The sequence below is a fragment of the Leptothoe sp. LEGE 181152 genome (assembly GCF_032906605.1).
GTDB classification, from domain to species: domain Bacteria; phylum Cyanobacteriota; class Cyanobacteriia; order Phormidesmidales; family Phormidesmidaceae; genus Leptothoe; species Leptothoe turfae.
In genome coordinates, this window is the sequence record NZ_JASATU010000058.1 from 93,109 (window position 1) to 105,840 (window position 12,732).

At 49.6% G+C, this 12,732-nt stretch carries 13 protein-coding genes and 1 pseudogene; 11 read left to right on the forward strand and 3 right to left on the reverse strand.

Annotation, left to right across the window (positions count from 1 at the left end; genetic code table 11):
• Positions 1–78 precede the first annotated feature (78 nt).
• Entirely contained in the window at positions 79–1,038 is a 960-nt protein-coding gene (gshB, locus tag QGP82_RS26120; RefSeq protein WP_163659656.1) for a glutathione synthase, read from the forward strand.
• A 56-nt stretch (positions 1,039–1,094) separates the two neighbouring features.
• On the forward strand, positions 1,095–2,147 hold the full coding sequence (locus tag QGP82_RS26125) for an ABC transporter substrate-binding protein (protein WP_499061481.1): 1,053 nt from the start codon (positions 1,095–1,097) through the stop codon (positions 2,145–2,147).
• Positions 2,148–2,323: 176 nt separating this feature from the next.
• On the opposite strand, the gene QGP82_RS26130 is transcribed toward QGP82_RS26125, so the two are convergent.
• On the reverse strand, positions 2,324–3,328 hold the full coding sequence (locus tag QGP82_RS26130) for a hypothetical protein (RefSeq protein ID WP_163659660.1): 1,005 nt from the start codon (positions 3,326–3,328) through the stop codon (positions 2,324–2,326).
• A gap of 145 nt (positions 3,329–3,473) precedes the next feature.
• Between QGP82_RS26130 and QGP82_RS26135 the strand changes: the two genes are divergently transcribed.
• The 5 genes and pseudogenes from QGP82_RS26135 (at position 3,474) to QGP82_RS26155 (ending at position 6,729) form a co-directional block, all read left to right on the forward strand.
• Complete coding sequence (locus QGP82_RS26135; protein WP_163659662.1) at positions 3,474–3,977, forward strand: hypothetical protein; 504 nt, start codon at positions 3,474–3,476, stop codon at positions 3,975–3,977.
• A gap of 245 nt (positions 3,978–4,222) precedes the next feature.
• A pseudogene (locus QGP82_RS26140) lies at positions 4,223–4,357 on the forward strand (SCO5389 family protein); the annotation flags it as partial.
• A gap of 6 nt (positions 4,358–4,363) precedes the next feature.
• Entirely contained in the window at positions 4,364–5,164 is an 801-nt protein-coding gene (locus QGP82_RS26145; protein WP_499061482.1) for a GTP-binding protein, read from the forward strand.
• A complete protein-coding gene (locus QGP82_RS26150; protein ID WP_163659666.1) occupies positions 5,161–5,973 on the forward strand; it encodes a metallophosphoesterase family protein in 813 nt (270 codons plus the stop codon). Before QGP82_RS26145 ends, QGP82_RS26150 begins: the two co-directional genes overlap by 4 nt.
• 27 nt (positions 5,974–6,000) lie before the next feature.
• The gene (locus QGP82_RS26155) at positions 6,001–6,729 is read left to right on the forward strand and encodes a metallophosphatase (protein ID WP_163659668.1); all 729 of its coding nucleotides are present in this window, start codon (positions 6,001–6,003) and stop codon (positions 6,727–6,729) included.
• A 182-nt stretch (positions 6,730–6,911) separates the two neighbouring features.
• Here QGP82_RS26155 and QGP82_RS26160 read toward each other — a convergent pair whose 3' ends face one another.
• The gene (locus QGP82_RS26160) at positions 6,912–7,529 is read right to left on the reverse strand and encodes a cation efflux transmembrane domain-containing protein (protein WP_163659670.1); all 618 of its coding nucleotides are present in this window, start codon (positions 7,527–7,529) and stop codon (positions 6,912–6,914) included.
• 214 nt (positions 7,530–7,743) lie between these two features.
• Positions 7,744–8,121, reverse strand: coding sequence for an ArsR/SmtB family transcription factor (locus tag QGP82_RS26165; protein ID WP_163659672.1), 378 nt, complete (start codon positions 8,119–8,121; stop codon positions 7,744–7,746).
• A gap of 188 nt (positions 8,122–8,309) precedes the next feature.
• Between QGP82_RS26165 and QGP82_RS26170 the strand changes: the two genes are divergently transcribed.
• The 4 genes from QGP82_RS26170 (at position 8,310) to QGP82_RS26185 (ending at position 12,613) form a co-directional block, all read left to right on the forward strand.
• A complete protein-coding gene (locus QGP82_RS26170) occupies positions 8,310–9,236 on the forward strand; it encodes an alpha/beta fold hydrolase (protein ID WP_499061483.1) in 927 nt (308 codons plus the stop codon).
• Between the two features lie 26 nt (positions 9,237–9,262).
• The gene (locus tag QGP82_RS26175; protein ID WP_163659674.1) at positions 9,263–10,243 is read left to right on the forward strand and encodes a CobW family GTP-binding protein; all 981 of its coding nucleotides are present in this window, start codon (positions 9,263–9,265) and stop codon (positions 10,241–10,243) included.
• A gap of 261 nt (positions 10,244–10,504) precedes the next feature.
• The gene (locus QGP82_RS26180) at positions 10,505–11,578 is read left to right on the forward strand and encodes a WD40 repeat domain-containing protein (protein ID WP_499061484.1); all 1,074 of its coding nucleotides are present in this window, start codon (positions 10,505–10,507) and stop codon (positions 11,576–11,578) included.
• A 75-nt stretch (positions 11,579–11,653) separates the two neighbouring features.
• A complete protein-coding gene (locus tag QGP82_RS26185; RefSeq protein ID WP_499061485.1) occupies positions 11,654–12,613 on the forward strand; it encodes a CobW family GTP-binding protein in 960 nt (319 codons plus the stop codon).
• Positions 12,614–12,732 lie beyond the last annotated feature (119 nt).

A 12,732-nucleotide genomic window follows, 5' to 3' on the forward strand; every position in this document is an offset into this window, starting at 1 on the left:
ACACTGGCCCTACGTTACCTGTTATCTTGTGTCCCACCCCATGGCAAGATCAGACTGACCTACTTGTTTGTCTACCCCGTGAAATTTGCGTTTATCATTGACCCCATTGCTAAGCTAGACCCCGGCCACGATAGCAGTGTTGCCATTATGGAAGCTGCTCAAGAGCTAGGTCACCAGGTTTACATTACTGAGGCCCAGCACATGGGTGTGGTTGCGGGTCAGGCTATGGCCTATTTGAATCCTGTGACCCTGGTTCCTGTTACTCTCGGCGACAATCGTTGGGATGCTGTGGCGGATTGGTATACCCTCGGCGATACCCAGTGGCAACCTCTAGACACCATGGATGCCGTCTTTATGCGCCTTGACCCGCCGGTCACTGTGCCCTATCTCTACGTTACCTACATCCTCGATTACATCGATCCAGTGAAAACCAAGGTAATTAACTCGCCTCGGGGGATTCGGGCTGCCAATGAGAAAATGTATGCTCTGCAATTTATTGGGGCGATTCCAGAGACCATCGTCAGCCAGGATAAAACGGTTATCCGTGAGACGGTTGAAAAATGGGGTGGGGAAGCTGTGCTTAAGCCTTTAGGTGGTAAGGCTGGTGAAGGAATTTTGTTTCTGAGTAGTCGAGATCGCAACTTTAACTCCATGATTGAAATCAGCACCAAACAAGGGCAAGAGCCCGTCATGGTGCAAACCTACTTGCCCGCTGCCAAAGACGGCGATAAGCGCATTATTTTGCTCAATGGCGAACCGCAAGGGGCCGTAAACCGTATTCCTACCGGCAAAGAATTCCGTGGCAACATGGCGGTTGGTGGACGCACTGCCAAGGTGGATATTACCGAGCGAGAATTGGAAATCTGCAAACAGCTGGCACCCACGCTACAGCGTGATGGCTTATATTTTGTCGGCATTGACATCATTGGCGGCTACCTGACCGAAGTAAATGTCACCAGCCCCACCGGAATTCGCGAAATTGATCGCCTGAATACGGTAAAACTGGGACACCAAGTCATAGAATGGCTGACCAAGTAGCTGGATGGAGTGCTCTCTGTGGGTACAACGTCCTAAACAATACGGAGGTATCTGTAATGGCTAGATTCAATCGCCGTCGCTTTATCCAGTACGGTTCATTAGCGGCTGGAACTGGGCTGCTTGCTGCCTGTGGTAACACAGCTGAAACGACTACTGACACCCCAGCTGAACCATCAGCAGCGGGGGAATTGCAAAAGGTTACCTTTGGTACCAACTGGTACGCCCAGGCTGAACATGGTGGTTTCTATCAGGCCATCGCAGCAGACATCTATAGGGAGTATGGTCTGGATGTCACCATTCAGATGGGGGGTCCCCAGATCAACGGTACCCAGTTGCTGATGGGGGGCGCTGTGGACTTTTTTATGGGTTATGCTGCGGATGCGATTAAAGCCGTTGAAGAAGGCATACCTAAAGTTACCGTGGCAGCTATTTTCCAAAAAGACCCTCAAATTCTGATCGCTCACCCTGACCAAGGAATTAAAGACCTGGTTGATCTCAAAGGTAAACCTATCTTCATTTCAAAGGCAGCCAACGTTACCTATTGGCCCTTTTTAGCAGCTAAATATGGCTTTACCGACGATATGAAGCGTAACTACAACTTCAACCCCGGTCCGTTTCTGGCTGATAAAAACTCGGTACAGCAAGGATATTTAAGTTCTGAGCCATTAGCCATTGCTAAAGAAGGCGGTTTTGAACCCATGGTGTTCCTGCTAGCTGACTATGGCTACACGGCCTACGCAACTACGATTGAAACCCGTCAGGAGATTGTTGATGGCGATCCTGATTTGGTTCAGCGTTTTGTCGATGCGTCCATCAAGGGCTGGTATAGCTACTTTGAAGATCCTTCCCTGGGCAATGAGCTGATCAAGCAAGACAACCCTGAAATGACGGATGAACAGCTGGCCTATAGCCTTGAGAAAATGCAGGAATATGGCATTGCCATATCTGGAGATTCGGAGGCCAAAGGCATTGGGGCTATGACCGATGAGCGCTGGAAAACGTTCTTTGAAGACATGTCTACAGCAGGTATCTTTAGTGCCGACACTGACTATACCCAGGCATATACTCTGGAGTTTGTTAACAAAGGTGCAGACTTCTATCAAAACTGATCACCAATCCTGTACGAATCTTGACGGGTAGCATCCGGTATCACGGGACTGGCACAAGGCACAGCCCCTACAGGAGCCTTTTGTTTGAATTGGGGTAAAAAGTCAGATTTGGCATAAAAAACTCTCTCTTGTATCTGGATAACAATGACTTACACGGTTGTTGTTTAGATGGTTTTTTATGAGAGATGCAAAGATGCATGGGGCAAGTCTTCCATGTCAATGGCTAGAAAACGATCCAAGGCCAAGTACATCCAATAAATGGCAGCCTGGTTATCTAACCCTGTTTTTTGAAAACCAAGGGCAGTGGCCAGGGGTTCATAATGGCGATGAATAATCAGAGTGTGGAGATCACACAGATTTGGAAAGTCTTGCTGCATAGCCTTTAATATGACTTGACTATCTTGCAGCAGTATCAGTGCCTGGTCTTCATACTCAGGGGCAATATTCCAGCTACGGATAAATATGGAACGACAGGATTCATCCCCTGGTTTGGCTAGGGTAAACGGGTCTTCATCAGAAATGCCGCTGAGATGTAAGCCCTTGTTAGGGGAACCAAAAAAGTGAATTTCGGAATCACGAGTGGTGGGATACAGCAGACAGAACCCTACCGGATTGAGGTTATCGCTGCGACGTAATACGCGCATACCACGGTTATAGCCTGCGGCCCACTGTCGTAATAGTTCAGTAATGCGATAAGGCACAGCGGTGTTGCTATTGTTCATCCAGTTATAGCGGCTGGCCAGCAGGTTGGCGATGGGAATAGCGTCACAGCGTGGGTCAAACTGGTCGGCGATGACATGGGCTGGTTTAGGCTGTGTTTGGATAAGTTCTGGCGGTTTGGGAATTGCGATCGCAATGGTATTACCATCAAACTGCTTTTGAATTAACCCCAACGCCATCAGCTTATCCAGCATCATCCCAGCCGAACGTTCACTGCCCCGCTCAGACTCGGCATAAAACAGTGCGGCTGCCTCACGGCAGGTGCAATCCACCCAATTGTCGATAGGCTTTAATTGCTGCAAAGGTTCAGAAATGTCCGCTTGTTTTAATTGTAAGTAAGCCCACAGCCGCACAAAGCAATCTGCCCGCCGTCTGGTGAGGCCGACACGACCCAACAAATGGTGCACATACTCCTGCTGCTGTGATTTTGAAAAAAACTGATCCAGGGACTCCGGCGTCATCTTAATTACGACAGCTACGCTGTCAGGATTTTAAGCTGTTTAACTAGGGCGAGATCGTATATGTGTGACAGTTGTTGTGACAATTGTCTTAGGTCATAGGCCCAGGCTAGCTGGTAAAGTATCGTTCGTACTGCTTGACCTCTATATGACTGTGATTGCTGCTCGTAAAACTAAAGACGTCATTACCTTTGCGTCTGACTCCATTTTGGTAGCTGGGTATCTCAAAGCCACCGATAAGGAAGTGATTTACAACAAGCTATTCCAGCAAAATGACATGGTTATTGGTAGTACAGGTACCGGTTATGAAGGCACCATGATGGAGTTGTTTAGTCGTAATCATCGGCCAGTGGATGGTAGTCGTTTAGCAGTCATTGACTTTTTTGTTGAATTCCGTGAATGGATCAACAAGCGCGATTCTAGTCATTCCCCAGAAAATGATTATTTGATTGCCTACGATCAGAAATTATTCCGTACCTACGGTGGGCTAGACATCTACGAAGTGCCCGAATTTGAAGCCGTTGGCGCTGGTGAAGACTTTGCCAAAGCAGCACTACATCTTGGCCATAGTCCCCGCGAAGCCGTCGAAGTGGCCTGCAAGCTTTCCATTTATTGCAGCGAACCCATTTCCGAAATTACGATAGAGATTTAATTTAATTGATCATGGAAAATAATCAATAGATACCCTTCGTCGGGGCATCCCCTTGTCTGTTAAGGGTTTGTGCAAAAATATGTCATTGCGAGAACACAATCCACCGATGCCATGTTTAGATTGTCGTTGCGATGCCGCGTGAACAACAACAGTCGTGGGTGGCGCAACGGCATCAACCCTAACTAAAATCAAAACATGAGAATGATTATCGTTCTAGTATTATAATGCAAACCTAGTTGTAAACCGTCAAGCTAGCCTTGCAGAACTGCCCTAGGCTGGCAGCATTTCACCGTGATGCATTGAATTCTGACGCGTATCGTGACGTTATCTCAGTACGCGGTCAGATTTTGAACCAAACCCCTGAGCTTAAAGACTGTTAGTGCCCTATGCAATCCCTCGAACTGACGTTGGTGGCTGGTCCTCCTGGGGTGGGTAAAACCACCTGGATTAGTCAGTTTCTCAAAGACGTTTCACGTCCTCTGTTTTATTTGTATCCGGGGTCACAGGCGGAATCTGTCGATTTGGCTCGGATTGGCTATTGCTTTCCCTGGGTGTCGATCATTGCGGACGATCGGGCTGCGACCGTGCTGACTGACTTGCCCGACCAGGCCCAGGTTTTTATGGAATTAGGGTTTCATCTGGATCTAGAATCACCGTTGTTAGCAGCGTTGCCTGGGCGGCGGATCGCCATTGTGCCCCCCGGACTGGAAACGTCTGAATGGCACGATTGGGCAGACGAGGTGATACCCAGTAACCATAGCCAATTATCGAGTGCTGGCAAGCTACCGGCCCTATGGCGATCGCCGTTGACGGGGCAAGTGTTTGATCCCCCTAGCCTGGATGAAGTGTTAATTGAGCTGACGGGGGGAGCTTACGGTCAGGTAATGCGCTTAAAGGGTATTTTTGAACTGCCAGATGGTCAGGCATTTTATATTGATTTTGTCGAAGGGTTACCGGGCATTGAATACACTGACCTCAAGTTGCCCCGGTGGCTAGAGGGCCATCCCGATCGCTTTAGTGGTGTGGAAATCGTGGGTCGTAATTTAGAGCAAAAGACCATTGCTCAAACATTGCTGGCATGTTGTTTAGCCGATGATGTGTTGTTCCAATATCAGCGACAGTACCAACAATTGCAGTTAGAAGAAGAGACCGTAGCAGAAGAGACTGAGCAAGAGGTGATGGCATGAAACTCGCGGTGATTTCTTGCATTCACGGCAACTACGAGGCACTGAATGCCGTGTTGTCAGACATTGACGCCCAGAAAGCTGATCAGATTTACTGTCTCGGAGATCTGGTGGGCTATGGCCCTTATCCTAATGAGGTAGTGGATCGGATTCGCTCGTTGGAGATTCCCACCTGCCAGGGATGTTGGGATGAGGACATTGTGGAAGGGTTAAATGCCTGTGAATGCAGCTACCCCTCACAGCTTGCCGAGCAGCGGGGCAAACTGGCCCATGAATGGACTAATACTGAGATTCGCCCCGACGTGCGGGAGTATTTGGCCACATTACCCCTGTCGTTAAAACGGGACAATCTGTGTTTTGTCCATGGCAGTCCCAACAGTCAGCATGAGTATCTGTTGCCCAGCATGGATGGCTTTGCCGCGTTGGAGCGAGTTCTCTCTACCGATGCCGATGTGTTGTTCTGTGGTCATACCCATGTTCCCTATGTGCGAGAGTTAGCGGATACCAAACTGTCGGTCACGGTGAAAAGTCCGGCTCAAACTGAGGGTTCTCAACAGTTTCAGGCAGAACTGAAACGCATTATTAATGCAGGTTCTGTGGGGGAACCCCGCCACGGTCGACCCAATGCCACCTATGTTCTCTACGACACGGAGACAACCCAGGTAACCCTACGGGAAGTTGCCTATGACTATACCAAGACCTGTCTGGCCATCCTCGAAAAGGGATTGCCTGCTATTTTTGCATGGCGATTAGCACGGGGCATGGAGTTTGCGGAACGGGCGGACGATCCGAGCCATGTGTGTGAGCGTTAGACACTAAAATAACGGGGAGATAACTAAGTGAAGTGGGCGATCTTAAGTGGTATTGAAGGGAATTTAACGGCCTATGAAGCGGTGTTGCAGGATGTACGGCGGCAGTCGGTGAGCGATCTCTATATCCTGGGGGATGTAGTGGGCCTGCAGGGAGATAATGAGGCGGTGATTCAACGGTTGCAGTCTCCTCGAACTGGTGAGTTAGTGCCCCAGGTATGTGTGGGCTGGTGGGAAGAGCAGTGTTTTAGTTTGCACGGGGTGAGCGGCTTGCAGGATGCGCCGGAGCTGATGGAGAAATTTGGAGGTGATGGGGTAAAAACTATGTGGGAATCTGTGTCACGGGAATCGGTGCGGTGGTTGCGATCGCAACACTTTGGCTTCCATGAACACAACTGTTTACTGATCCACGGCAGCACCGTTAGCTATGCCGATGAACTTACCCCTGATACCCCGGCAATTCAACTGTGCGATCGCTTAATTCGGGCCGATGCCAGTCATCTCTTTTGTGGCCGCTCTGGCCTTACCTTTGAATGCTGGGTTACCCCGGTGGGGCTACGCTCGACAGTGACCACCCTGGACGGTGAGCAAGAGCCTCAGGACTATGGAAAAACACCCCGCCAGGTTGTGGGTGTTGGCTCGGTGGGTCGCACGCCTGGAAAGGCGACGTATACACTATTCAGTCCTGAAAAAGGGCAGCTTTCTTTTAGAACCGTGAATTATGGGAAGGCGAAGGGGTTTGGTGCAACAAAAAGATAATATCAGGGGCTGTAAAAACCTATTTCATGATTTGCGATAACCTGACCCCTGACCTTGCCATAACCCAACTACGCCCGAATCACTAATGATGAACGACAAAATTCTAAAAAGAGACGTTATCTAGTTCATGTTAGGCCAAACAGTTATAGTCAAAGAATGAGCTTAATTTTTACATAATCCCCTTACGTCTGTTGCAGCTCTCTCCAGGACTGAGAAAGCACGGTTCCAGCCGATTTCGCAAAGACAACGGTTAACAACAATCCAACCGCCAGATCGGGCAAAATTGAGCGAGTAAGTAAAACTAAGACTGCCGCAGCCAGAACAGACGTGTTGGCAATGATGTCATTGCGAGAACACAGCCATACCGATGACATGTTTAGATTGTCGTTGCGATGCCGTGTCAACAACAATAAACACAACAGGTTGGCCAGTAGCGCCAATACGCCCACTGCCCCCATGATGGAGCCTTCGGGACTGGCCCCTGCAAATAGCTGATAGGTGGCTCTGGCAAATACGGCAATGGCAAACAAAAACATGATCAGACCCTTAAGCAGAGCCGCTCCCGCCTGAGCTTTTGTGCTTTTGTGAATCACATACAAACTGCTGGCATACACCAGGGCATCTCCCAGCATATCCAGCGAATCCCCAGTTAACGACAGAGAAGCTGCTCGAATACCCGCACCAAATTCGACAACAAACATCACAGCATTGATCCACAACACCGACCAAAGTACCTTTGCCTGCCGCTCTTTTAGCTTGGAAACTTCGCAAGCTTTAGCCTGACAACAATCATCAGCCATGGTAACCTCCAACATTCAATCATTCAAACATTCAAGCAAGTATTAGAACGTTATCACGAAAAAAGACGTCATTCAAACCATCATTAGAATGACAGCGGAATGCCCCCGATGGCTGCAGAATGAGGATTCAATTAGGTTCTATCTTTTACCGTCCAGGCGTTCCATGGGACGCCTCTGCAGACAACATTTTTGGATCTGATAAAATCCTGATCCCTTACTCGACCAGCTGCCTTAGTGCATAGCAAAGAATGTCAGCAACCCGTGGATCTTTTAGGGAGTAGTAGGCCAATTTACCGTCGTTGCGATACTTCAAAATACTGAGGTCGCGCAGCTTCCGTAGGTGGTGAGATGCCGTTGCCACCTTGATGTTCAATAGGGAAGCCACATCACAGACGCATAGCTCCTCATCATTGCGCAGGGCGTACAAAATTTTTAGCCGAGACCGATCGGCCAGGGCACCAAACAAAACTTGGGCAGATTCCAACAGGTCGTCGCCGGGGAGCACCTGGCCGATCTGATGAACTAACTCTTCGTTGAAGCAGCGGACTTGGCAGACATCACTAGGTTTGGTCACAGATTTTGCAGGGTTCATCAGGTGCTATAGGTTCATTCTACTGATCTATGACTGGCCACACTCAAATCTCCATCGCTCCTAAACGCTCCTAAAAGTTAATAAAGGGTAACGACTCAACGTTTTAGTAGCAAGAATGATTATCATTCTTATGTAATTATAACCAGGTGAGCACCCTGGCAGCGTCCCCAGATAAAAGGCGAAGCGCGATGACAGTCAGTCCCTATCAAGAATTAACCCACCCTACCCTAGGCGGACAGGTGCAGCACTATGACTGGACCTATCAGGGGCAAACGGTAACCCTCGCCTACGAAACGTCGGGGGCAGGGCCAATGGTGTTGCTGCTACCCGCGTTTAGTACCGTTTCAACTCGGGCAGAGCTGGCCCAAATTGCTCAGGTGCTGGCGTCTCAATTTCAGGTTATAGCCCTGGACTGGTTAGGGTTTGGTGAATCTGAGCGACCTGCTTTCACCTACAAGCGATCGCTGTATCAGGCATTACTCAAGGACTTTGTACAAAACTGCTGTCCAGGGCCGGTGGGGATTTTGGCAGCAGGCCATGGGGCGGGGTATGCGCTCCATCTGGCTCAGAACCACCTGACCCAGAACCAGATAAGCACCCGACTGCTGCTGGTGGCACCCACCTGGAAAGGTCCCCTGCGGGCCATGGGTGCACCCGGTTGGTTAGCGGCCAGCCTGCGCAGTCTGGTGGGGTTGCCGATCGTTGGGTCTGCTCTCTATGGCGCAAATACCCATCCAGCCTTTCTTAAATGGATGTATCAGCGCCATGTGTTTGTGGATCAGACGCGGCTCACTCCCACATTTATTCAGCAACGTCACCGCATTACCCAGCAACCGGGAGCCCGATTTGCTCCTGCTGCCTTTGTGACAGCGGCCCTAGATCCAATGGGCGATCGCACCGAGTGGCTCCAGATCGCAACGGCGGTCACAGCGGACCCCAATAATTCTGTGCGAGTGATCCTGGCGGACCAGGCACCACCCCAGTCTAAAGCTGAAATGCAGGCGCTGTCAGAACTCCCTGGCATCCAGACCGACCATCTACCTGGTTCGCTGGGGCTATACGAAGAATATGGCGCTGAGGTGGGTGTGATCGCGCTTGCCCACTTTCAAGCCTAGGCAAACACCACTCAAGGAGACTATTCATGGTAATCAACGACATTTACAACACCGTACCCGTAACCGTTTTAACTGGCTATTTAGGCGCGGGCAAAACCACTCTGCTAAATCGCATTCTCACCCATGAACATGGCAAAAAGGTTGCAGTAATCGTCAACGAATTTGGCGAAGTGGGCATCGATAATCAACTGGTGGTGGATGCCGATGAAGAAGTGTTTGAAATGAACAACGGTTGTATCTGTTGCACCGTGCGGGGCGACCTGATTCGCATCATTGGCAACCTGATGAAGCGTCGCGACAAGTTTGACCATCTAGTCATTGAAACCACAGGGCTGGCAGACCCGGCCCCAGTGATCCAAACCTTCTTTGTGGATGACGAAGTGCAGCTACAAACCCGTCTGGATGCGGTGGTGACGGTAGTGGATGCGCGCCATATCTGGCAACATTGGGAAGCAGAGGAAGCCGTAGAGCAAATTGCCTTTGCCGATGTAATCTTGCTCAATAAAATTGACCTGGTTACAGAAGACCAATTAACCCAACTAGAACAGCGCATTCGAGGAATGAATGCCCTGGCCAAAATCCATCGCACCCGTGATGCCCAAATAGAAATGGATGCCCTCCTCGGCGTCAGCGCCTTTGACCTCAATAACGCCCTAAAAATCGACCCCGATTTCCTTGATGAAACCGCCCATGAGCACGACGAAACCGTCGGCTCCATTGCCCTGGTGGAGTCAGGAGAACTCGATGGCGACAAACTTGACGCCTGGATAGGAGAACTATTGCGCGACCACGGACCCGACATTTTTCGCATGAAGGGCATTCTCAACATGGCTGGAGAAGACAATCGCTTTGTTTTTCAGGGGGTGCACATGTTGTTCGATGGTCGCCAGGACCGCCCCTGGAAACCAGACGAATCCCGTAAAAATGAACTGGTGTTTATCGGTCGTAACCTGGAGCAGCTAAATCTAAGCGAGCGCTTTCGCGATTGTTTGGTAACGAGTCGTTAGGCAACAACTTCATCATTTGAATTTCATGCACTAAATTTGCCGCAGGAATCGATCCAGAACATTTATAATCGACCCCGCCGTAACCCTCAAACTTAATGCCATTAAGAACAACCTAGTACGTTGGGTCCTAGGGCAGCGTCCTGGCCCTAGCCAGGGGGGTTGGGGAACTCGGAGGGACCCCAAGCAACATCTTGAAACTCTCCACCAACATTTTACGCTAAGTGTCCTAAACAGCCTCTCTAGCCACTAATACCCAGAAACATGCTGAAAGTAAAAAAGCATAAACAAACTGTACTGAAACCGCTGTGGGACACCCGTCTTTCCGACTATGTAACCGCCATTGCCTGGTCACCCGACGGCACTCAACTCACTGTCAGCTCTGGCGCAGGAGAAATAGCACTCTACACCCCTGCAACGGGTGAATCCACCTGCTTACAAAGCTCCCAGGGCGAATCTGTGGATGCTTTGGCCATCTCCGCCGATGGTCAATTTCTAGCCGCTGGCGGACAGGCCGGCACAGTCTGGATCTGGCAAATTGACCGTGATTCACCCACACTGTTAACAACTTTGGAACATGCCCGTACCTGGATTGATCGGCTGCAATGGCACCCGAGTTCTCCAGAACTGGCCTTTAGTTTTGGCCGTTATGTGCAGGTGTGGCATGCGGTTGAGCAAACGGTTGTCACCACCTTGAATTTTGAAGAGTCTTCAGTATTAGACCTCGCCTGGAACCCCCAGGGAACCAGGCTATCGCTGGGGGGTAACCAGAGTATTAAAACCTGGCAGTATCAGGATTGGGATGAGGACCCAGCGGTGAGAGAAGTAGGCGGGGCTAGTGTGGCAGTTGCCTGGTCGCCGGATGGTAATTACCTGGCTTCGGGCAACAATGATCGGTCGGTTTTGGTGTGGGCAAAAGATCATCCCGCTCCCTGGCGGATGCAGGGATTTCCTGGCAAGGTGCGACAGTTGGCTTGGTCGAAACCGGCGGTACGGGATGCGCCGTTGCTGGCATCAATAAGTGTTGAAGGAATCGTTGTGTGGACAAAAGCAGCTGATCCATCGGAGGGTTGGAAGCCTCAGGTGTTGGATGCCCATGAGGGAATGGTGCGGGCCATTTCGTTTCAGCCCGATACCCTATTATTGGCCACTGCCGCTGAGGATGGTTGTTTGTATTTGTGGCAGAAGGCCCGTCGGATTGCTCAAAAGTTGGAGGGTGCTTCCAGCGGATTTTCGTGTCTGGCCTGGTCTGGGCAGGGCACAATGTTAGCCGCTGGTGGTAGTGGAGGCGAGCTGTTTGTATGGACTGAAACGACTAAAGGAAAAGGGTTTAAGTAGAACAACAGGTCAATCGTTTTCCAGTAGCATTCCACTTCTTCCCCTTTATACAGGCACATCTATATTATGAGCGTTATGGCTCCCACTCTTGATTTTCAGAAGCTTCCCGTGACGGTCATCACTGGCTTTTTAGGTAGTGGGAAAACAACGTTACTGAATCATATTCTCCAAAACTTTGAGGATTTTAAGGTAGCAGTTCTCGTGAATGAGTTTGGGGACATTAACATCGACAGTCAGTTCTTGATTGCGGTGGAAGAGGACATGATAGAACTCACCAATGGCTGTATTTGTTGCACCATTAACGACAATCTAACGGATGCGGTCTATCGTGTATTAGAACGGAGGGATCGCATTGATTACCTGGTGCTAGAAACCACGGGCGTCGCCGATCCGTTACCTATCATGCTCACGTTTCTTGGCACAGAACTGAGAGACTTGACCCAGTTGGATGCCGTAATCACCTTAATCGATGTAGAAACCTTTGACCCAGATGATCACTATGAAAGCAACGCGGCGATGAGTCAAATTCTCTATGGTGATATTATTCTTTTGAATAAAATCGATCGAGTGCCTGAACCTCGAGTTCAGAAGTTAAAACATCACGTTCTTTCCATTAAGGATAGAGCCAGGGTATTAGAAGCAACCCATGGTCAGGTTCCACTATCGTTGATTCTAAATGTTCAACTAACAGATGCTGCTGTGGTGCAAGAGAATGTTTCTGCCGTCGATTCTTCGGTCAAACATCTCCAAAATGATGGGTTTATGTCTGTTTCATTTAAAGGCGATCGCCCCTTTGCCCTCAAAAAGTTTCAGCAATTTCTCGACTATCAGCTTCCCAACAACGTGTTCCGGGCCAAAGGAGTTATTTGGTTTGCAGAGAGTGAAAAGCGCCATCTATTTCAACTCAGCGGGAGCCGATTCACAATAGATGACAGCGACTGGAAAACACCTCCGAAAACGGAAATGGTGTGGATTGGCCGTCAGTTAGATGTGATCTCGTTGATGCAAAAGCTGAATAACTGTATGACTCGATAACTGTCATCAGGGTTAATGTCGGGTTCGACAAGTTTCCGCACCCAGAGAGTAAGGGGCGGGAATGTTTTGACCGTTTATGATAAAATGAGAACGATAATCATTATCATAAAACTGGAGAT

Bases quoted from the DNA above. Each gene is read 5' to 3' on its own strand.
- QGP82_RS26125 (WP_499061481.1), top strand. From the start codon at position 1,095: ATGGCTAGATTCAATCGCCGTCGCTTTATCCAGTACGGTTCATTAGCG.
- QGP82_RS26130 (WP_163659660.1), bottom strand. From the start codon at position 3,328: ATGACGCCGGAGTCCCTGGATCAGTTTTTTTCAAAATCACAGCAGCAG.
- QGP82_RS26135 (WP_163659662.1), top strand. From the start codon at position 3,474: ATGACTGTGATTGCTGCTCGTAAAACTAAAGACGTCATTACCTTTGCG.
- QGP82_RS26145 (WP_499061482.1), top strand. From the start codon at position 4,364: ATGCAATCCCTCGAACTGACGTTGGTGGCTGGTCCTCCTGGGGTGGGT.
- QGP82_RS26150 (WP_163659666.1), top strand. From the start codon at position 5,161: ATGAAACTCGCGGTGATTTCTTGCATTCACGGCAACTACGAGGCACTG.
- QGP82_RS26160 (WP_163659670.1), bottom strand. From the start codon at position 7,529: ATGGCTGATGATTGTTGTCAGGCTAAAGCTTGCGAAGTTTCCAAGCTA.
- QGP82_RS26165 (WP_163659672.1), bottom strand. From the start codon at position 8,121: ATGAACCCTGCAAAATCTGTGACCAAACCTAGTGATGTCTGCCAAGTC.
- QGP82_RS26170 (WP_499061483.1), top strand. From the start codon at position 8,310: ATGACAGTCAGTCCCTATCAAGAATTAACCCACCCTACCCTAGGCGGA.
- QGP82_RS26175 (WP_163659674.1), top strand. From the start codon at position 9,263: ATGGTAATCAACGACATTTACAACACCGTACCCGTAACCGTTTTAACT.
- QGP82_RS26180 (WP_499061484.1), top strand. From the start codon at position 10,505: ATGCTGAAAGTAAAAAAGCATAAACAAACTGTACTGAAACCGCTGTGG.
- QGP82_RS26185 (WP_499061485.1), top strand. From the start codon at position 11,654: ATGGCTCCCACTCTTGATTTTCAGAAGCTTCCCGTGACGGTCATCACT.